Raw genomic sequence first — 20291 nt, 5'->3', positions numbered from 1 at the left:
CGCCCTGCGCCGCGACAAGATCCCCCGTCGGGGGCGGACACTGACCCCAACCGGGTCGAGCCCGTCATGGTCGAGTAATCTGCGACCGTCGGTGACGCCTTTGCCGCTGGTGTGGCGGCTCCGCTCGGCGGAGCCGGCCAGATGAAGACACCGCGGCGCGCTAGGGAGGCAGGACCAGGTGGTCGCAAGGAGTTCGGAGGTACGGCCGACGGCCGTACGGCACAACGCATCCCCGGGAGCCGGTGCTCGGCGGGGGCGTCGTGCCGGGCGTCTCGCCGGGCTCGGATTCGGTGGGGCGGCGCTGCTGGTCCTGCTCACGGGCTGTGACGTCGGCGCGGCGTTCGGGGGCTTCGGCTGGCCGCAGGGTGGCATCACCCCGGAGGCCCGGCGGATGTACGACCTGTGGATCGCCTCGTGCATCGCGGCGCTCGCGGTCGGTGTCTTCGTCTGGGGCCTGATCTTCTGGTGCGTGGTGCGGTACCGCAAGCGCGGCAACGAGCTGCCCGTGCAGACCCGCTACAACCTGCCGATGGAGTTCCTCTACACCATCGCGCCGGTGCTGATCGTCGCCGTGCTCTTCTACTACACCGCGATCGTGCAGACCGACGTGGTGAAGACCACCCGCAACCCCGACGTGACGGTCGAGGTGGTCGCCTTCAAGTGGAACTGGCAGTTCAACTACCGCGACGGCCAGGGCGTCGACGCCAACACCACCGCCTCGGTGCTGGGCACCAGCGAGGTCATCCCGATCCTGGTGCTGCCGAGCAACCGGTCCATCCGGTTCGAGGAGACCAGCAAGGACGTCATCCACTCGTTCTGGGTGCCGGAGATGCTGTTCAAGCGGGACGTCATGCCCGGCAGCATCCGCAACGTCTTCGAGGTCTCCTCGCTGGAGTCCGAGGGCGCCTACGTGGGCCGCTGCGCCGAGCTGTGCGGCAGCTACCACGCCTTCATGAACTTCGAGCTGCGGGTCGTCTCGCCGGAGAACTTCGACCGCTTCCTCGCGGCCAAGCAGGACGGTGCCTCGACCCAGGAGGCGTTGACCGCGATCGGTGAGGAGCCGTACGCGATCACCACCAAGCCGTTCGAGACGCGGCGTACCCAGGACAACTTCAACCAGGGCAGCGCGCCCGTCGGCGCGGGAAGCTGAGGCAACGGGCATGAAGACCGAGTGGCGCATCTTCCTGACCATTGCCGCGTTCCTGCTATTCGCGGCCGTCCTGTACGGCGGCTGGACCTGGGCCGACTCCGGCGGTCGCGTCGAGTGGATCGGCACGGTGGCCCTGCTGCTGTCGTTCCTGCTCTGCTCGATGTGCGGCGGCTTCTTCTGGTTCGTCTCGCGGCGCATCGACCTGCGTCCGGAGGACCGGCCGGACGGTGAGATCGCCGACGGTGCGGGCGAGATCGGCTTCTTCAGCCCGGGCAGCTACTGGCCGTTCGGGCTGGCGCTGGCCGCCACGATCGCCGGTCTGGGTCTGGTCTTCTGGCAGATGTGGCTGCTCGGCCTCGGTGCCGTCGCGGTCATCTTCGCCGCCTGCGGCCTGCTGTTCGAGTACTACAGCGGCACCCGCCGCACCGCCGAACACTGACCCACCCACCCCGACACCCACGAAGGCCCGCCTCCTTCAGGAGGCGGGCCTTCGCGCATTCCCACCCCGCGCGCCCCGACCCGCGCCCCTCACCCTGCACGTCCCCGCCCCTTGCGCGTCCCTCGCGCGCCCCTGCGCGTCGATCTTGCAGTTTCGGTCGCGCTTTTGTCAGGGATGTGGCGTTTTGCGGGGACGGAAAGTGCAAGATCGACGCGGAAAGGGGGCGTGGGAGAGGGAGAGGAGGGAGGGGGAGGGGGTTAGGCGGCGCGGCGGGGGGTGGGGAGGGGGTGGCGGAGGGGAGTGGGGGTGGGGGCGAGGAAGAGGGCGGTGCCGCAGCGGGTGCAGGCCAGTTCGGGGCAGGTGGGGCCGTGGCCGTCGAGGCAGGGCGGCACCTCGAACAGTTGTGGGCCTTCGCAGGTGTCGCAGTGCAGCTCGCGCTCGGCCATATAGACCTCCTCCTGCTGCTCGGCCCTGGTCGCGGCGGCGCTTGCCGGCCGGCGGGGGCACCGGGGTGGCCGTCGTAGCGTGGGACCGCTGCGTTCCGGCTCGACGGTGCGGGGCCGAGGGACGATCGTAGGAATTACTCACCTGTAGTTTCCCACGCCGCTCCGACACCTCTGCCGCCCCCACTGGGGGCGAGCGGGGTTGGTCAGGAGGTCTGGATGCTCTGGGCGACCTTGATCCAGTGGTCCAGGGTGCGGGCGGCGGCGCCGGAGTCGATCGACTCGGCGGCGCGGTCCAGGCCGGCGCGGAGCGCGGTGGTGAGGTCGCCGTCCAGCGGGCCCTGAGTGGCCAGCGCCGCGGCGGCGTTGACCAGGACGGCGTCGCGGACCGGGCCGGACTCACCGGCGAGCAGACGGTGGGCCACCTGCGCGTTGTACGCGGCGTCACCGCCCCGCAGGTCAGCGAGGGTGGCCCGGGGTACCCCGAGGTCGGTCGCGTCGACCAGGGCTTCCCTGACGGTGCCGCCCTGGGCGACCCAGAAGCGGGTCGGCGCGGCGGTACTGAACTCGTCCAGGCCGTCCTCGCCGCGCATCACCAGCACCGAGTCGCCTCGGGCGGCGAACACGGCGGCCATCACCGGAGCCATGGTGGCGTCGAAGCAGCCGACCGCGCCGGCGCGGGGACGCGCCGGATTGGTCAGCGGGCCGAGGAAGTTGAACGCGGTCGGCACGCCCAGCTCCCGGCGGACCGGGCCGGCGTGGCGCATGCCGGGGTGGAACCGGGCGGCGAAGCAGAATCCGATGCCCGCCTCGGCCACACACCGGGCCACCTGCTCGGGGCCGAGATCCAACGGTACGCCGAGGAACTCCAGCAGGTCGGCGGTGCCGCAGGAGGAGGACGCGGCCCGGTTGCCGTGCTTGACGACCCGTACCCCGGCACCGGCGACGACCAGGGCGGTCATCGTGGAGATGTTCACCGTGTGGGCGAGGTCTCCGCCGGTGCCGACCACGTCCAGCGCGCTGGCGCGTACCTGCTCGGGGAGGCCGACCGGGACAGCGCGGCTGAGCATCGCCTCCACCAGCCCGCCCAACTCCGCCGGTGTCTCGCCCTTGGCACGCAGCGCCACGGCGAAGCCGGCGATCTGCACCGGCGCCGCCGCGCCGGACATGATCTCGCCCATCGCCCAGGCGGTGTCGGCGGCGGAGAGTTCCTCCCCGCGCAGCAGCGCGGTGAGCAGGTGCGGCCAGGTCCGTTCGCCCATTGCGGGCCTCCCGAGCAGACGAGTGCGGGTGGGGACCGGCGCCGGCTCGTCCCGGCGCCGTGGCGGTGCCGGTGCGGAACGTCAGGCGGCGGGCGCGTGCGTCCGCAGCAGCTCGGTCACGGTGGCGGCGGCCGTCACCGGGTCGAGCGGGTGAACCAGGGTGGCGTCGACCTCGGCGTACGCGGCGAGCCAACGGTCAGCGGCCCGGGCGATCACCACACAGGTCGGGGGCGCCTCGTCGAAGTCGTCCTTGATCTGCCGGGCGATGCCGATGCCGCCACCGGGGGAGGCCTCGCCGTCGAGCAGCATCAGGTCGATCTCGTAGTCGTCGACCAGCCGGACACACTCGGCGTAGGTGGACGCCTCGACGAACTCGATGCGCAGATCGGCCGCGGGGCGGGTGCCGACGGCGAGCCGCATCCGGTCCCGTACCTGCGGGTCGTCGCTGTAGAGCAGGACGGTGCACAGACGATCGCTCATGCCGACACTCCGCTTCGCTTCCTGCCGCTCGCCACCGAGGATCGCGGCGAGCCGGATGACCCGCCCGCTGATGGCTTCGAGACGGCTTTCACCTCGTAGCTGCGTGGCCGATCGTACCGGTCGGTGTGCCCTGCGCCGCACGCCCCCCGTGACGGTCGGCGAGGTCAGCCGGTGGCCTCGGCGGCGCGCTGGCGAGCCTCCTGGCGGTCGAGTTCGCGGTCGACCCGGCGGGCCTCCCGTTCGGCGTGGCGCATCCACTGCACGACCAGGACGGCGAGCATGGTCACACTGACGAACTCGCCACCGGCCCACAGGATGCCGCCGGCGAGCACCTGGTCCTCCCGCGGATCGGCCCAGCTCAGACCCAGCGAGGGGTACCAGTCGCCGCCGAAGAGGGTGCTGCTCTGCATGATGGTCAGCCCGAGCACGGTGTGGAACGGCACCGACAGCAGCATCAGCAGCGCCCGGGCGGGGTGCGGCCAGCGGCCCGGCAGCGGGTCCAGGCCGAGCAGCGGCCAGAAGAACACGCAGCCGGTCATGATGAAGTGCGCGTGCACCAGCTCGTGCGCCCAGCCGTGTTCCAGCGTGTAGCGGTACAGGTCGGTGAAGTAGAGCGCGAACGGGTTGACCACGAAGATGGCGAACGCCACCAGCGGGAAGCTGTAGATCCGGGCGATCCGGCTGTGCACCACCGCGAGCAGGCGCTTGCGCGGGCTGGGCGGCAGCGTCCGCAGGGCCAGGGTCACCGGTGCGCCCAACGCCAGGAAGATCGGCGACACCATGGACAGCACCATGTGCTGGACCATGTGCACCGACAGCAGCGTGGTGTCGTACGCGCCCAGGCCGGTGAGGGTGACCGAGGCGATGCCGCCGAGGCCGGGCCCCAGGAAGAAGACCGTACGTGCGACCGGCCAGCGGTCGCCGCGTACCCGCAGGCGGTTCACTCCGTAGAGGTAGAGACCGGCGGCGAGCACTAGGACGACGGCGAGCCAGTTGTCCAGCCGGGCCTCGGTGACCACTGTGGTCACCGAGAACGGTGGCAGGGCGCCCTCGGCCGCCAGCACCGAGGCGCCGCCGGGGCCGGGCAGGCCCGCCGTGAGCTGCGGCGCGGCCGGTGCGGCCAGGAAGATCGGATCGACGTGCAGCACGCCAATCAGCCTAGGTCAGGCGAACCGGACGGTACCGATCGGGCCATCTGCCCCTGGGTTTGGCCCCCCGCTGATCGCCGGCCGTGGTCAAGGGCAATAATGACCGCGTGACTGCGGCCCCAGCCATTGACAAGAGCCGGATCCACTCCCTGACGCGTCCCAACATGGTCAGCGTCGGGACGATCGTCTGGCTCTCCAGCGAACTCATGTTCTTCGCGGCGCTGTTCGCGATGTACTTCTCCATCCGCGCGGCGGCGCCGGAGCAGTGGGAGAAGCACACCGCGGTACTCAACGTCCCGTACGCGACGACCTTCACGCTGATCCTGGTGCTCTCCTCGATCACCTGCCAGATCGGCGTGTTCGCGGCGGAGCGAGGTGACGTGCACGCGCTGCGGCGCTGGTTCACGATCACCTTCGTGATGGGCCTGATCTTCGTGATGGGTCAGGCGAACGAGTACCGCGAGCTGGTGCACCACGGCATCAAGATCAACGAAGACGGTTACGGCTCGATGTTCTACCTCACCACCGGCTTCCACGGCCTGCACGTGATCGGTGGTCTGATCGCCTTCGTGATCTTCATGATCCGTACCACGATGGGCCGGTTCACCCCGGCGCAGGCCACCTCGGCGATCGTCGTGTCGTACTACTGGCACTTCGTCGATGTCGTGTGGATCGGGCTCTACGCCATGATCTACTGGCTCCAGTGATCTTGGCGCCCGCGCGCCGTCGCTCCACCCCCTGAGACAGGTCCAACCGGTTAAGGACACAGCTCATGACTTCTGACAACGACCGCCGACGCGGTCTGCTCGCGCGGCTGCGCGGGCGGCCCGTGGCACGCAGCAGGGGCCGCCGCCGGCTGGGTGCCGCGGTCCGGCTGGTCGCCGCGTTGATGCTGGCCGGCGGCGCGTACACGCTTCTGGCTCCGAGCGCGTCGGCGCAGGACAACCCGCCGTTGAGCGGGGCCGCCGCCGACGGCAAGGCGCTGTTCGACGTGAGTTGTGTGACCTGCCACGGTCGCAACGCGCAGGGGGTCGAGGGGCGCGGGCCGAGCCTCATCGGCGTCGGCGCGGCCTCGGTCGAGTTCCAGGTCAGCACGGGCCGGATGCCGATGGCGCGGCAGGAGGCCCAGGCGCAGCGCAAGCCCGAGGTGTTCAGCCCCGACGAGATCGACCAGTTGGCCGCGTACATCCAGCAGTTGGGTGGCGGCCCGGTCGTGCCGGCCGGTGACAACCTGCACGCCGACGGCAACGTCGCGGTGGGCGGTGAGCTCTACCGGATCAACTGCTCCCAGTGCCACGCGTTCAGCGGCGGCGGCGGTGCCCTCTCCTCCGGCAAGTACGCGCCGAGCCTCTCGCCGGCCACCGACCGGCAGATCTACGCGGCGATGCTGAGCGGACCGCAGAACATGCCGGTGTTCGGCGACAACCAGATCACGCCGGAGCAGAAGGCGGACATCATCGCCTACATCCAGCAGTCGCTGAAGCACGACAGCGACCCGGGCGGCGTGTTCAACCTGGGCCGCTACGGCCCGTCGACCGAGGGTGTGGCGATCTTCCTGATCGGCATCGTCGCGCTGGTCTTCACCAGCCTGTGGATCGCAGGCAAGTCGTGACCGAACTGATCTCCCGAGTCAGTGCTGTGGTGCCGCCACGTGCCGGCGCCGAGCGGAGCGAGGTGGCGGCATGAGCACCCACACGGCCCACCCGGGCCACGAGCAGGTAGACGTGAACGACCCCCGGCTGAGCCAGTTCGACATCGTCCGTGAGGGCGCTCGCCGGGACGACATCGAGATCGTGCACTACGAGCCGCAGGTCGTGCCGGGCAGCAAGGCCGAGCGCCGGCTGGTCCGTACGGTGGCCGCGATGTTCCTGCTCACCGGCCTGGCCGCGACGGCCTTCCTGGTGGTCTACATCTGGTGGCCGTGGGAGTACGAGATGGGTCGCGGCGGCGACAAGCTCTACACCCCGCTGCTCGGCCTCACCCTCGGAGTCGCCCTGCTGGGCCTCGGCTTCGGCATCCTCACCTGGGGCAAGAAGTTGCTGCCCAAGGAGGTGTCGATCCAGGACCGGCACGAGGGCGCGGTGTCCGCCGACGACCAGCGGATCACCGGACAGACCATGGCGTACATGGCCGACGAGCTGGGCGTGAAGCGCCGTCCGCTGCTCGGCGTCTCGCTGCTGGCCGGCCTGGCACCGGTCGGCGCGGTCGCCGCGGCGCCGCTGGTGGGTGGGTTGATCTCCAACCCGCACAAGAACAACCAGATGATGACCACCGGCTTCAGCCCGCAGGAGGGCCGGAAGATCCGACTGGTCCGCGAGGACGGCCGGCCGATCCGACCGGCAGACATCAGCTCGGGTGGCCAGATCACCGTCTTCCCCGGCATCGAGCACGGCGTGAGCAACCTGCACGCCGACTCGCCCACCCTGCTGATCCACCTGCGCGAGGCCGACGCCGAGGAGTCGCGTCGCAACAACGAGCGGGTCGGCCACGGCGACTACATGTGGGGCAACTACGCCGCGTACTCGAAGATCTGCACGCACGCCGGCTGCCCCGCGAGCCTGTACGAGCAGCAGACCAACCGGCTGCTCTGCCCGTGCCACCAGTCGCAGTTCCTAATCACCGACAACGCGAAGCCCATCTTCGGTCCGGCCAGCCGGCGACTGCCGCAGTTGCCGATCGAAGTGGACGCTGAGGGCTACTTCGTGGCGAAGTCCGACTACACCGAGGCTGTCGGGCCCGACTTCTGGGAGCGGCCGTGAAGCGGCGCAAGTTTGACATGGCGGCGATGCCCGCCAAGACCGGCCGCGCCGTCGACGAGCGCTTCCAGGTAGCGACCCCGCTGCGCCGGCTGCTGAACAAGGTCTTCCCGGACCACTGGTCGTTCCTGCTGGGCGAGATCGCGCTCTTCTCGTTCATCGTCCTGCTGCTGACCGGTGTCTTCCTGACGTTCTTCTTCGAGCCGGCGATGACCGAGGTCATCTACAACGGCAGCTACGCTCCGCTGCGGGGCACGCCGATGTCGGCCGCGTACGCCTCGACCCTGGACATCTCGTTCGACGTCCGGGGTGGCCTGATCATGCGGCAGATGCACCACTGGTCCGCGCTGCTGTTCATGGCCGCGATCGTGGTGCACATGCTCCGGATCTTCTTCACCGGCGCGTTCCGTAAGCCGCGGGAGACCAACTGGATCATCGGCTCGCTGCTGTTCTGGGTCGGCTTCCTGGCCGGCTTCACCGGCTACTCGCTGCCGGACGACGGCCTCTCCGGCACCGGCCTGCGGATCGCCTCGGCGATCATGCTCTCCATCCCGGTGATCGGCTCCTGGGTGACCTCCTCGGTCTTCAACGGCGAGTTCCCCGGCACGATCATCATCAGCCGGTTCTTCATCGCGCACGTGCTGCTCATCCCCGGCCTGCTGGTCGCGCTGATCAGCGTCCACCTCGGGCTGGTCTTCAAGCAGAAGCACACCCAGTGGCCGGGCCCGGGCCGGACCAACGGCAACGTCGTGGGCGAGCGGATGTTCCCCCGGTACGCGATCAAGCAGGGCGGCTTCTTCATGGTCGTCTTCGGCGTGATCGCGCTGATGGGCGGTCTGTTCCAGATCAACCCGGTCTGGCTGTTCGGCCCGTACGAGGCGTGGGTCGTCTCCGCGGCCAGCCAGCCCGACTGGTACGTCATGTTCCTGGACGGCTCGACCCGGTTGATGCCGGACTGGGAGATCTTCATCCCGATCGGCGACGGCTACGTGATTCCGCCGCTGTTCTGGCCGACAGTGGTGCTACCCGGCATCCTGGTCATGCTCTCCCTGTTCTATCCGTTCATGGAGGCTCGCTACCTGAAGGACTACCGGAGCCACAACCTGCTCCAGCGTCCCCGCGACGTCCCGTTCCGTACCGCCCTGGGCATGATGGCCATCACGTTCTACGTGATCCTGACGCTCACCGGTGCGAACGACGTCATCGCCGACAAGTTCCACATCAGCCTGAACGCGATGACCTGGGCCGGCCGGATCGGTCTGCTGGTCCTGCCGCCGGTGGCGTACTACATCACCTACCGGATCTGCCTCGGCCTGCAGCAGCACGACCGGGAGGTGCTGGCCCACGGTGTGGAGACCGGCATCATCCGACGGCTGCCCGACGGCCGGTTCGTCGAGGTGCACCAGCCGCTCAGCTCGGGTGGTGAGCACGGCGAGCTGCCGTACGCCGGTTGGGTCGTGCCGAAGAAGATGAACCGGCTCGGGGCGCTCGGCCCGGCCATCCGGGGCTTCTTCTACCCGATCGAGAAGCCGGCCGAAGCGCCGGTCTCGCCGGGGCACCCGCCGGTCGAGCCCCGCGCCGAGCGGGAGGAGATCAGCAGCGGAGACAGCCGCAGCTGAGTCGACTCGCACAGTCGGACGTGGCGCCCGCCGGAGTGATCCGGCGGGCGCCACGCCCTTTTCCCGCCCTTCGCCGCCCCGTCGGAGCTTCCCGCCCGTCACCGGATCGCAGGAATAACCCCGGTCAGCCGGGTATCCGTGCGGTCCAACGTCTCAACGGGGAGGAAGCATGTTGGGTATCAAACGCCTCGGCCTGCTGGCCGCACTGGTGCTGGTGGGTGTCGCACCCGCCGCAGCAGCGCAGGCGGCGGCGCAGCCGTCGGAGCAGGACACCCAGTACCTGCAAGCGATCCACCAGGTCAACCTCTACGAGGTCAAGGCCGGCCAGTTGGCCGAGAAGAAGGCGCAGAACCAACAGCTCAAGGATCTCGCGCAGATGATCGTCACCGATCACCAGGACCTGGACAAGCAGGTGAAGGACCTGGCCGGGCAGCTCAACGTCCAGTTGCCGAACGAGCCCACTCCTGATCAGCGGACGGCTCTCGACCAGCTGAACAACGCCAGTGGTGAGGAGTTCGACCGGCTCTGGGTGACCCAGGGGCTGGCCGGCCACCTCCAGGCCATCCAGGCCACCCAGACGGAGATCTCGCAGGGTACCGAGACTCAGGTGGTCCAGCTGGCGCAGACCGCTCTGCCGGTCCTGCAGGCGCACTACGACGCTCTGGTGCAGTTGGCTGAGGAACTCGGCATCCCGGTGCCGGAGGCCAGCGCGAGCGGCACGCCCGGCCCGGGCGGTACCGTCCCGGCTCCGGGTGGCACCACGCCGGCCCCGAGCGGCACCACGCCGGCTCCGGGTGGCACCTCCACCGAGGAGGCCCCGGCTCCGGGCAGCACCATCACCGAAAGCCCGGCGCCCCAGCAGAGCTGACCAACAGCACAACCAGCCGGCCCAGCCCACCCAGGCTGGGCCGGCTCCCACCCACCCCCACCCCCCTCCCCGCGCGCTCTCCCCACCCCTCTCCCCGCGCGCTCTCCGCGCCGATCTTGCACTTTGGGTCGAGGCATTCACCACCAAAAGGTGCGATTAGGTGACCGAAAGTGCAAGATCGACGAGCTGAGGGCGGGGCACGGCAGGGCAGGGCGAGGCAGGGTGGGGGTTAGTCGGCGCCGGCTAGGCCGATGGCGAAGGCTTCTTCGAGGTCGTGGCGGGAGTAGGCGCGGAAGGCGATGTGGGACTCGGTGTTGAGGACGCCCGGCACCTTGGAGATGCTGCCCGCGATCACCCGGGCGATCTCGTCGAACTCACGGACCCGGACCATGGCGATCAGATCCACGTGTCCCGCCACCGAGTAGACCTCGCTCACCCCGGGCAGGTTGGCCAGGGCCTCGGCCACCTCAGGAATCGCGTCGGTGGCGCAGTCGATCAGCACGATCGCGGTGATCACTGGAGGTTCTCCGTTCGTCGGTCTTCCCCGCCCATGCTAGGGCCCGCCGACGGAATCGGGGCTGCTGGGACGGTCAAGCCGGGGGCTCCGAAGCGGGTCAGGATGTTGGGACGGTGAGGTTTTCGTCGACTCGGATCACGTCGTGGAGATTCTCGTCCGTGTGGACTGTGGCACCGGGCCAGAGCACACAGCGGGTCACCGTGCCGCGTACGGTGGCGCCTGCGCCGATCACCGAGTGGTGGCAGTGACCGGTGACCGTGGCGGTCGGATCGACCAGGCTGTCGTCGCCGGCGGCGTGCAGGTTGGCGGTGAGGTAGTCGGCGGGGGTGCCGGTGTCGTAGAAGGTGCCCGGGTAGGGGACCACGGTCAGTCGACCGGCCGCCTCGGCGGGGCGCCACACTGCCCGCACCAGGTCACCGAAGGTCGGTGGCAGTTCCCGGACCAGCCGCCAGGGCAGCAGCGAGAAGCCGGTGAACAGGTGCCCGTCGAAGGTGCCCGGTGTCGTCGGGTCGGGTGCCGGCTGGCCGAGCAGGCGTACGGATTCGCCGTCCCAGTCGTGCAGCAGCGCGGCGATGTCCGGCCCGGGCGGCGACGTCGGGTCGGCGAGGTACGCGTCGGCGTTGCCCACCAGTACGCCCCGACCGGCGATCCAGTCTCGCAGGTTGCCGATTCCACCGGCGGTGCCGAGCGGAGTGCCCTGCTCCACCGAGAGGTGGGCTCGGGTGCCGACCTGCTCGACCACCTGGTCACCGAGGTAGCAGGCGTTGACGGCGACCTGCTGCGGCCCGGTCAGGCCGAGCCCGGCGAGCCGGGCCAGCGCGCGATCCAACAATGACACGTTGCCTACCGGGCAGAGCGCCTTGGGCAGCCGTTCGGTCAGCGGGCGCAGTCGGGTGCCCTCCCCGGCGGCGAGCACCACCGCGCACAGGCCACCGTCGAGGCTGGCCACGGCCCCCTCCCCAGGCCCGCCCGAGGACGCCGAGGACGTCGGTGCTGGCGGTGGGCTGGTCATGGCAGGGTGTCGGGTAGTGGTGGCGGGAACTGCCCGGCCAGTGGACCGATGTCGTAGTAGGCGAGCAGCCGCGCGGTGGGCCAGGTCAGCTTGGGCAGGTCGTCCAGCGGGTGCCAGGCGGCCTCGAAGACCTCGGCCCCGTCCACGGTCAGCGTGGTGCTCGACGCCGGCACCTTGGCGGTGAAGACCACGTCCACCCAGCCTTTGGCGTGGACGACCGCGTTGGGGGTCGCCGGGGTCAACTGGGTGGGGGAGAGGCGTACGCCCGACTCCTCGTGCAACTCACGGGCCGCGCCCACGGCCGGGTTCTCGCCGCGTTGCAGCAGACCGGCCGGCAGCGACCAGCCTCGGCCGGGTGGCTGGCGCAGCAGCAGCAGTCGACCCGCGCCCGCTGCCTCGCTGTCGTGCACCAGGGTGACCGCGCCGACGATGTACTTCGGCACGGCCAGCCGCACCAGCCGACGCCGTACCGACGGCGGAAGCCGATAGAAGACCTGGTATGCGACGGCGCGTCCGATGCGGCGCGAGCGGGGGGTCATGGCTTCAGGCTAGTGGCCGCGAGACGCGCTCGCGCCCGAGGAACGCGGTGCGTCACTGCCGGTGGTCGCCTTACTGCCGATGGTCGACGAGGTCGATGAGTTGGCGTACGACGGCGTCCGGTTCGAGCACCCGGTCGAAGACCGCGACCAGCAGGGTTTCCAGGTCGGGGTAGCCGAGTTCCTCCGACAGCCGCAGCAGCGGCAGGTCGCTGGCCAGCCCTCGGTTGTGTTGGCGCAGGGCGAGCCCAATGGTGGCCCGGCCCAGCCGGACCTTGTCGCTGATCGAGATGCCGGGCTCGCTGTGCTCGGCGAACCAGCGGTTGATCTGCATCTGCGCGTGCGGCGACTTGACGAAGCCGAGCCACTCGCGGCGGGGGCCGCGCGGGGCGACTTCGGCGTCGAGGGAGCACTCCTCGTCGGTCTCGGTGAAGATCTCGACCACGTCGCCCTCCTCCAACTCGGAGGAGAGCGGGACCAGTCGACCGTTGATCCGGGCGGCGAGACATCGCTCGCCCCGGTCGGTGCCCAGCTCGTAGGCCAGGTCGACAGGGGTCGCGCCGGCCGGCAGGACGATCTGCCGACCGTCGGCGACCACCTGGATCTGTGCCTCGGCCAGGTCGCAGCGCAGCGACTGGAGGAACTGCGCCGGATCGGCGGCGTCCTGCTCCCAGTCCAGCACCCGACGCAACCAGTCGAGCTGTTCGGTGCGGGCCGCCGGCGCGCCGCTGGCGCGGGGGAAGCGGAAGTCGGCGGCCACCCCGTACTCGGCCGAGCGGTGCATCTCCTCGGTGCGGATCAGCACCTCCACCGTGCGGTCGCGGGGGCCGCAGACGCTTGTGTGCAGGGAGCGGTAGAGGTTGTTCTTCGGCGAGGCGATGAAGTCCTTGAACCGGCCGGGCACCGGTCGCCACAGCCCGTGGATGGCGCCGAGGGCCGCGTAGCAGTCGGTGGCCGGGCCGTCCACCACGACGGTGATGCGGGGCAGGTCGTACGGCACGGTGTGGCCGCCGGCGACCGTGTCCTTCCAGATCGAGTAGAGGTGCCGGGGTCGGGGCGCGACCTGGGCGTCGACCCGGCTTCGCCGCAGCGCCACCTTGGCCTGGGCCACCACGTCGTTGAGGTAGCTGTCCCAGCCGGGGCGGTCGTGCACGTGGCGGGCGATGCGGGCGTGCTCGTCCGGCTCCAAGTGCAGCAGCACCACGTCGTCCAGTTCCCGTTTGAGGGTCTGGATGCCCAGCCGGTCGCAGAGGGGTACCAGCACCTCGAGGGTCTTGCGGGCGATGCGTTCCCGCGAGGCCGCCGAGCGTACGCCCAGGGTGCGCATGTTGTGCAGCCGGTCGGCCAGCTTGATGATCAGCACCCGGACGTCCTTGCCGGCTGCGATGATCATCTTGCGGATGGTCTCCGCCTCGGCGGCCTGACCGTAGAACGCCTTGTCGAACTTGGTCACCCCGTCGACCAGGTGGGCCACCTCGTGGCCGAAATCCTCGGCGAGGGCCTGCAACGTGTAGCGGGTGTCCTCCACGGTGTCGTGCAGCAGCGCCGCGACCAGCGTGGTGGTGTCCATGCCCAGCTCGGCGCAGATCTGCGCGACCGCGAGCGGGTGGGTGATGTACGGCTCCCCGCTCTTGCGGAACTGGCCGCGGTGCATGTTCTCGGCGATCGTGTACGACCGGCGCAGCACCGCGGGATCGGCACCCGAATGGATGCTGCGGTGGGTGCGGACGAGCTGCCCCACCGGCTCGGTGTCGGTGGTCGGCCAGCTCAGCAGCGACCGGAGTCGGCGGGCGAGCGGTAGTTCGCCTGGCTGGGCGGGAAGTGCGCCCCGCAGGGCGCCGCCGCGTCCGGCGTCGACGTCCACGTGGGACACCCCCTCACTTCCGCACCGGCGCGCCAGCGGATCGGCAACCGGGAGCAGAACCTCGAAACGGGCAGGACTGCACTCCCTTAACAGACTAAGTGAGTCGACGTAGTCCGATCGGACAGTTGCTCATGAGCGTTCGGACCAGAGTTGATGGGACGCCGCGTTCTCGGCCTTGGTCAACAGGTCACGGAAGCGCCCCGCGCCGGACACCGGAGAGGCCCAACCGGCCGACATCTCCACCAACCGGGTCTCCGGCCGTTCCAACCAGGACAGGATCCGTTCCGACTCCTCCGGGGTGGCCGCCGGGACCGGGCCGTGCCCGGCCGACACCGTCTCGGCGGTGGCGCGCATGGTGGCCAGGGTCGGTCGCGGGTGGACCCCGGGCGGGCTGACCCCCGCGCCGGCGAGCCGACCGTGCCGCACCAGCGCCAGCTCCCAGCCGCCGTGTTCGGCGGGCCGGGCGGCGGCCACCTCGGCGATGCCGGTCAGCGCGGCCAGCCGCTGCATGCGTACGGTCGCCCGCAGCACCGCCGCCAGCCGTGACCGGAGCACCGCCGCCTCCTCGTAGCGCTGACCGGCGGCCAGCGCCTCGATCCTGGCCAGCAGGGCGTCCACCACCGGCTTGACGTCGCCGGTGGTGGCCTCGGCGAACGGCGTCACCGCGACCGCGTCGTACTCCTGGGGGGTGATCCGGTGCTCGCAGGGTGCCAGGCAGCGACCCAGCTCGGCCAGCGCGCAGGCCGGCGTGACGGTGCGCAGCGACAGCCGGTGGGTGCACTGGCGCAGGGGGACCGCGTCGTGGAAGCCGGCGGCGGCCAGCTCCGCGGCCCGCCGCGAGGAGAACGGCCCGAGGTAGGCGCGGTCGTCGGGGGAGATCTCCCGCACCACCGACAACCGGGGGTACGGCCCGTCGGTCAGCTTCAGCCAGACCACCCGCTCCGGATATTTCGACCGCCGATTGTACGGCGGCGCGTGCGCCCCGATCAGCCGCAGCTCCCGGACCTCCGCCTCCAGCGAGTGGGCGCACTCCAGCGCCTCGACCCGCTCGGCGGCGGCCAGCATCTCCGAGATCCGGGCGCGCTTCTCCGCGGCGGTGAAGTAGCTGCGGACCCGGGTGGCGATGTCGCGCGAGGTGCCGACGTACAGCGGTCGGTCGTCGGCGGCCCGGAAGATGTAGACCCCGGGGGAGCGGGGCAGCCCGTCGGCCAGGTGCCGTTTGCGGCGTTGCGTCGGGGTGACCGCCCGGGCGAACTCGATGGCCTCGCCGATGGTGTCGACCCGGTGCCCGCCGAGCCGCCCGATCAGCCCGTGCAGCACGTCCACGGTCGCCCGGGCGTCGTCCAACGCCCGGTGCGTCGGGGTGGTGGCGGCCCGGAAGTAGGCCGCCAGGGTGCCGAGTTTGCGGTTGGGCACCTCGTCGCGCAGCAGCACCCGCCGGGCCAGCGCGGCGGTGTCCAACACCCGGGGGTTGGGCCAGCGGTAGCCGTGCCGGGCGCAGGCGGCCTTGAGAAAACCGACATCGTACGGGGCGTTGTGCGCGACCAGCACGGCATCGGAGACGAACTCCAGGAAGCTCGGCAGCACCTGCTCGATGGAAGGCGCGGGCAGCAGCATCGCCTCGGTGATACCGGTCAGCACGGTGATGAACGGTGGAATCGGCACACCGGGGTTGACCAGGGTGGCCAGCACCCCCAGCTCCTCGCCACCGCGCACCTTCACCGCGCCGATCTCGGTGATGCCGCCGCCGTCCGGTGCCCCACCGGTGGTCTCCAGGTCGACGACCACGAACGTCGTCGCATACAGCGGCAGCGCCGGGTCGACGCCGTCGACGGCCGGGTCGAGCCCGGCCAGCGCCGGCTGGAGGTACTCCTGTGCTGCCATCGGCGGCACGGTAACCGTCCGGTCCGACACTCCCGCCCCACCGGTCCCATTCGCCACCACCGGTCTAGGATGAGAGATCGGCTCACTCACCGGGCGGTGGGCCCGGTCGCGGTGGGAGACTTGCCACATGCCCCTCACCGAGCCGCACGATGACAACCTCTCCCAGGAGGAGCAGGTCGTCGCGGTGCCGGCTGCCGGTGACCTCGCCGATGTCGCCGCCGCCGGGGGGTTGGGGGACCCGCAGACTTCCGCCGAGGGCGGTGCCGACGCCGGGACCGCCGACGAGCAGACCGCCGCCGATCCGGATGCCGAGCAGACGCCCGAGCCGGAGCCGAGCCTGCCCGAGCCGGTCCGGCAGCGGATCGTCTCACTCACCGCCGCCGTGCTGCCCGGCCTGCCCGGCGACGAGGTGCCCGTGCCGCTGCGTCGGGTCGCCAAGTTCGCCCCCAACCGGCGGGCCCGCCTCGGCGCGCCGGTGATCGCCGCCCAACTCGCCGCCGACCCGCTGTTCCGTCAGCGGGTCACCGCCCGGGTGCTGGCCGACGCCGGTGACCTGGGTGCCGCCGTGGTCGACGGGACGGCCCCCGCCGCCGCCGACCCGGTCGAGGTGGCCGCCCTGGCCTACCTGGCCCGGCCGCGCGGGTGGCGGCAGCTGATCGACGCCAGCGGCGCGGCCGTACGCGCCGAGGCCGACACCGCCGTGGTGGCCGAACTGGTCCGCCAGGCCGAGCAGCGGGCCAACCGGGCCGACCACGACCGCGCGGTGGCCCGGGTCGAGGCCGACAAACTGCGCGACGAACTGGCCCGGGTCCGCGAGGAACTGGGTCAACTGCGCGAGGAATCCCGCCAGCTGGCCCGGACGCTGCGGGAGAGCCAGGCCCGCGAACGCCGGGCGAGCGAACTGCTGGCCACCGAGCGGGGCCGGGCCGCGCGGGCGGCGGCCGACGCGGACGCCGAACTGCGCCGAGCCCGGGCTCGACTGGCCGAAGCCGAGGCGGCGGCCGGGGTCGCCCGGGCCAGCGCCAAGGAGGCCCGGTCGGTCGACGACGCCCGCCTGTGGCTGCTGCTGGAGACCATCGGGCAGGCCGCCGTCGGGCTGCGCCGGGAGTTGGCCCTGGACCCGGTGGAGAAGCTGCCCGCCGACTTCGTCGCCGACTCCTTCGCCGACTCCTCGACGGCCACCTCCACCGGGGCCGCGGCCCGGGCCCGGGACACCGACGACCCGGCCCGACTGGACCAGCTGCTCGCCCTGCCCCGCGCCCACCTGGTGGTCGACGGCTACAACGTGACCAAGCGGGGCTTCGGGGAGATGTCGCTGGAACAGCAGCGCAAGCGGCTGATCACCGGCCTGGGCGGGATCGCCGCGCAGACCGGTGACGAGGTCACCGTGGTCTTCGACGGCGCCGAACGGATGCACGGGCTGCCGCCCACCCCCCGCGGCGTACGGGTGCTCTTCTCCCGCAAGGGCGAGACCGCCGACGAACTGATCCGCCGGCTGGTCCGCGCCGAGCCACCGGGGCGTCCGGTGGTGGTGGTCTCCTCCGACCGAGAGGTCGCCGACGGGGTACGCCGACACGGCGCCTACCCGTTGGGCGCGGACTCGCTGCTGCGCCGCCTGTCCCGCTCCTGACCGGACCGGCTGCGCTCCACGCGCGTGGGGACACCCCGGGCCGGGCAATAGGATTGGCGCCCATGGCGACAGGAGCGACGGTATGAGAGGCAGAGCGGACGGCCGGTCCGATACCGGTCGCTGCGCCGGGTCGCCGCACTCGGGCAGGGTGGCCCGGTGAGCCCGCGCGGTTGGGCCGTGCTCACCCTGGCCGGGCTCGGCCTCGCGGTGCTGGTGGCGGCCCTGGTGCTGATCCCGTGGAACCGTCCGCCCGCGCCCCGCGCCGACCAGCTCGCCGCGCTCCGGGACCTCCCCGCCGACCAGGTGGAACGGGCCCGACAGTTCCGCTCCGCGCTGCGCCCCGGCAGTTGGGCGGCGCTCGGCGCCGGGCTGCTGGTGGCGCTCGCGCTCGGGCTCACCCCGCTGGGCAGCCGCCTGATCGAACTGGCCGGGCGCCCCTTCGGTGACCACTGGACGGCGCAGGCGATCCTCGGCGGGCTCGCCGTGGTGCTCGTGGCCGACCTGGTCACCTTGCCCTTCGCCGCCTGGCGGCACAGCGTGCTCACCCGGTGGGGACTGGCCACCAACGGCTGGGCCGGCTGGGCCGTCGACCTGCTCAAGTCGTACGCCGTCAGTGCCGTCATCGGCGCGGTGGCCCTGCTCGGCTTCTACACCGTCGTGCGACTCGCCCCCCGCTGGTGGTGGGCGTTCGGCGCGGCGGGCGCGGCGACCCTGGTGGTGCTGCTGTCGTTCGTGCTGCCGGTGCTGGTGGAGCCGGTGTTCAACCGGTTCAGCCCGATGGAGCCGGGGCCGCTGCGCACCCAGCTGATGGACCTGGCCGCCCGCGACGGCGTACCGGTGCGCGACGTGCTGGTCGCCGACGCATCCCGGCGCACCCGGGCGGTCAACGCCTACGTCTCGGGATTCGGCCCGACCCGCCGCGTGGTGGTCTACGACAACCTGCTGCGGGAGGCGACCGACGCCGAGGTGACCGCCGTGGTGGCCCACGAACTCGGCCACGCCAAGGACCGGGACGTGCCGGTCGGTACGCTCACCGGCGCGCTCGGCGCGGCAGCCGCCGTGGTGGCGCTCTACCTGATCGGCTCCTGGCCGCCGCTGCTGCGCCTGGCCGGTGTCGGCTCGGTCGCCGAGCCGCGCGCGTTCGGGCTGCTGCTCGCCCTGGTCACGGTGGCCGGGCTGGTCTTCGCGCCGGCACAGGCGTTGATGTCGCGCCGGGTCGAGGCCCGCGCCGACGCACACGCGCTCGCGCTCACCGGTGACCCGGCCGCCTTCGAGTCGATGCAGCGGCGACTGTCCTCGGTCAACCTCTCCGACCCGGATCCGCCCCGCTGGGAGTACCTCTACTCGGCCTCCCACCCCTCCACCGTGGAGCGGATCGCCGCCGCCCGCGCGTACGCCAGAAAGGCCGGTTGATGGGTCGCACGTTGCTGGTCACGAACGACTTCCCGCCGCGTCCCGGCGGCATCCAGTCGTTCGTCCACAACCTGGCGGTACGCCAGCCCGCCGGATCGGTGGTGGTGTACGCGTCGAGTTGGCCGGGTGCCGACAAGTTCGACGCCGACCAGCCGTTCGAGGTGGTCCGCGAGCGCACCCGGATGCTGCTGCCGACCCCGCTGGTGGCCCGCCGTGCTGCCCGGCTGGCCCGGGCCTACGACTGCGACAAGGTCTGGTTCGGGGCGGCCGCCCCGCTGGGCCTGCTCGCCGCGGGGCTGCGCCGTCGGGCCGACGTACGCCGGGTGGTCGCCCTCACCCACGGACACGAGGTGGGCTGGGCGGCGCTGCCGCTGGCCCGGACCGCCCTGCGGCGCATCGGTCGGGGCACGGACGTGGTCACCTACCTCGGGGAGTACACCCGCAGCCGGCTGGCCCGCGCCCTGGACGGGCTGACCGAGCTGCGGCAACTCGCCCCGGGCGTGGACACCGAGCTGTATCACCCGGCCGTCGACGGCACGGAGGTGCGACGCCGGCTGGGGCTGGCCGACCGGCCGGTGGTGGTCTGCGTCTCGCGGCTGGTGCCCCGCAAGGGCCAGGACATGCTGATCCGGGCGATGCCGCTGATCCAGCGTCGGGTGCCCGACGCGGCGCTGCTGGTGGTCGGCGGCGGACCGTACCGGGCGACGCTGACCCGGCTGGCCCGCCAGGTCGGCGTCGAGCGCGAGGTGGTCTTCACCGGCTCGCTGGAATGGAGTGACGTCCCGGCACATTTTGCGGCAGGGGATGTCTTCGCGATGCCCTGCCGGACCCGTAACGCGGGCCTCGATGTTGAGGGCCTCGGCATGGTCTACCTGGAGGCTTCGGCGACCGGGTTGCCGGTGGTGGCAGGTGACTCCGGTGGTGCTCCTGATGCAGTACGTTCGGGCGAGACCGGCTACGTGGTGAACGGCCGTGACGTCGCCGAGATCGCGGCCCGGGTGGGGCTGCTTCTAACGGACCGCGATCTAGCCCGCAAGCTGGGTGCCGCCGGGCGTTCCTGGGTGGAGCAAGAGTGGCATTGGGGTGCTCAGGCCGCCCGACTGGCCAAGATCCTCGCTGGCGACACCCCTTGATCGAACGGATCCCGCAGGTCCGCGTCATATATGGGCTTGCGAGTCGAATTCGGTCAACGGCGTCGAGATGTTGTCGTGGCACCTACCACAGAATGTACGTTTCTGGGCGCTCGGTGGGGTGACGGAAGTCCGACAAC

At 71.2% G+C, this 20291-nt stretch carries 19 protein-coding genes; 10 read left to right on the top strand and 9 right to left on the bottom strand.

Annotated elements, in window-relative coordinates:
• Positions 1-178 precede the first annotated feature (178 nt).
• Positions 179-1150, top strand: a complete 972-nt coding sequence (gene ctaC, locus VAB18032_RS22230; RefSeq protein WP_013735174.1) for an aa3-type cytochrome oxidase subunit II — start codon at positions 179-181, stop codon at positions 1148-1150.
• 10 nt (positions 1151-1160) lie between these two features.
• A complete protein-coding gene (locus VAB18032_RS22225; protein WP_013735173.1) occupies positions 1161-1589 on the top strand; it encodes a cytochrome c oxidase subunit 4 in 429 nt (142 codons plus the stop codon).
• Positions 1590-1846: 257 nt separating this feature from the next.
• On the opposite strand, the gene VAB18032_RS22220 is transcribed toward VAB18032_RS22225, so the two are convergent.
• The 4 genes from VAB18032_RS22220 to VAB18032_RS22205 all read right to left on the bottom strand — a co-directional run bounded on the left by VAB18032_RS22220 (position 1847) and on the right by VAB18032_RS22205 (position 4862).
• Positions 1847-2035, bottom strand: a complete 189-nt coding sequence (locus tag VAB18032_RS22220; protein WP_013735172.1) for a hypothetical protein — start codon at positions 2033-2035, stop codon at positions 1847-1849.
• Positions 2036-2238: 203 nt separating this feature from the next.
• Positions 2239-3294, bottom strand: a complete 1056-nt coding sequence (gene trpD, locus VAB18032_RS22215; RefSeq protein WP_013735171.1) for an anthranilate phosphoribosyltransferase — start codon at positions 3292-3294, stop codon at positions 2239-2241.
• Between the two features lie 81 nt (positions 3295-3375).
• A complete protein-coding gene (locus tag VAB18032_RS22210; RefSeq protein ID WP_013735170.1) occupies positions 3376-3774 on the bottom strand; it encodes a response regulator in 399 nt (132 codons plus the stop codon).
• Between the two features lie 164 nt (positions 3775-3938).
• On the bottom strand, positions 3939-4862 hold the full coding sequence (locus VAB18032_RS22205; protein WP_050814780.1) for a cytochrome c oxidase assembly protein: 924 nt from the start codon (positions 4860-4862) through the stop codon (positions 3939-3941).
• A 167-nt stretch (positions 4863-5029) separates the two neighbouring features.
• Here VAB18032_RS22205 and ctaE point away from each other — a divergent pair, with 167 nt between their 5' ends.
• The 5 genes from ctaE (at position 5030) to VAB18032_RS22180 (ending at position 10165) form a co-directional block, all read left to right on the top strand.
• Complete coding sequence (gene ctaE / locus VAB18032_RS22200) at positions 5030-5629, top strand: aa3-type cytochrome oxidase subunit III (protein WP_043721570.1); 600 nt, start codon at positions 5030-5032, stop codon at positions 5627-5629.
• A 65-nt stretch (positions 5630-5694) separates the two neighbouring features.
• Entirely contained in the window at positions 5695-6534 is an 840-nt protein-coding gene (qcrC, locus tag VAB18032_RS22195; RefSeq protein ID WP_013735167.1) for a cytochrome bc1 complex diheme cytochrome c subunit, read from the top strand.
• A gap of 70 nt (positions 6535-6604) precedes the next feature.
• Positions 6605-7681, top strand: a complete 1077-nt coding sequence (gene qcrA / locus VAB18032_RS22190; RefSeq protein ID WP_013735166.1) for a cytochrome bc1 complex Rieske iron-sulfur subunit — start codon at positions 6605-6607, stop codon at positions 7679-7681.
• Positions 7678-9297, top strand: a complete 1620-nt coding sequence (gene qcrB / locus VAB18032_RS22185; protein WP_043721568.1) for a cytochrome bc1 complex cytochrome b subunit — start codon at positions 7678-7680, stop codon at positions 9295-9297. The genes qcrA and qcrB overlap by 4 nt, the downstream gene beginning before the upstream one ends.
• A 169-nt stretch (positions 9298-9466) precedes the next feature.
• A complete protein-coding gene (locus tag VAB18032_RS22180; protein WP_013735164.1) occupies positions 9467-10165 on the top strand; it encodes a DUF4142 domain-containing protein in 699 nt (232 codons plus the stop codon).
• Positions 10166-10394: 229 nt separating this feature from the next.
• Here the strand turns inward: VAB18032_RS22180 and VAB18032_RS22175 are convergent, their stop codons facing one another.
• From VAB18032_RS22175 to VAB18032_RS22155, 5 genes are all read right to left on the bottom strand, one after another.
• A complete protein-coding gene (locus VAB18032_RS22175; protein WP_013735163.1) occupies positions 10395-10682 on the bottom strand; it encodes an Lrp/AsnC family transcriptional regulator in 288 nt (95 codons plus the stop codon).
• A 97-nt stretch (positions 10683-10779) separates the two neighbouring features.
• Entirely contained in the window at positions 10780-11631 is an 852-nt protein-coding gene (locus tag VAB18032_RS22170; protein ID WP_013735162.1) for a nucleotidyltransferase family protein, read from the bottom strand.
• A 59-nt stretch (positions 11632-11690) separates the two neighbouring features.
• On the bottom strand, positions 11691-12233 hold the full coding sequence (locus VAB18032_RS22165) for an NUDIX hydrolase (RefSeq protein WP_013735161.1): 543 nt from the start codon (positions 12231-12233) through the stop codon (positions 11691-11693).
• A 70-nt stretch (positions 12234-12303) separates the two neighbouring features.
• Positions 12304-14094: a RelA/SpoT family protein gene (locus VAB18032_RS22160; RefSeq protein ID WP_013735160.1), complete on the bottom strand. Its 1791-nt coding sequence runs from the start codon at positions 14092-14094 to the stop codon at positions 12304-12306.
• A 129-nt stretch (positions 14095-14223) separates the two neighbouring features.
• Positions 14224-15978 carry a DEDD exonuclease domain-containing protein gene (locus VAB18032_RS22155; protein WP_013735159.1) on the bottom strand — a complete coding sequence of 585 codons (1755 nt, stop codon included), beginning with the start codon at positions 15976-15978 and terminating at the stop codon, positions 14224-14226.
• Between the two features lie 127 nt (positions 15979-16105).
• Between VAB18032_RS22155 and VAB18032_RS22150 the strand changes: the two genes are divergently transcribed.
• The 3 genes from VAB18032_RS22150 to VAB18032_RS22140 all read left to right on the top strand — a co-directional run bounded on the left by VAB18032_RS22150 (position 16106) and on the right by VAB18032_RS22140 (position 20154).
• The gene (locus VAB18032_RS22150; protein WP_013735158.1) at positions 16106-17608 is read left to right on the top strand and encodes an NYN domain-containing protein; all 1503 of its coding nucleotides are present in this window, start codon (positions 16106-16108) and stop codon (positions 17606-17608) included.
• 156 nt (positions 17609-17764) lie between these two features.
• Entirely contained in the window at positions 17765-19021 is a 1257-nt protein-coding gene (locus VAB18032_RS22145) for a M48 family metallopeptidase (protein WP_013735157.1), read from the top strand.
• A complete protein-coding gene (locus VAB18032_RS22140; protein WP_013735156.1) occupies positions 19021-20154 on the top strand; it encodes a glycosyltransferase family 4 protein in 1134 nt (377 codons plus the stop codon). The genes VAB18032_RS22145 and VAB18032_RS22140 overlap by 1 nt, the downstream gene beginning before the upstream one ends.
• The last annotated feature ends 137 nt before the right edge of the window (positions 20155-20291 follow it).

This window comes from Micromonospora maris AB-18-032 (assembly GCF_000204155.1).
In the GTDB taxonomy this organism is placed as follows: Bacteria; Actinomycetota; Actinomycetes; order Mycobacteriales; family Micromonosporaceae; genus Micromonospora; species Micromonospora gifhornensis.
This window is presented reverse-complemented; position numbering and strand designations above follow the sequence as displayed.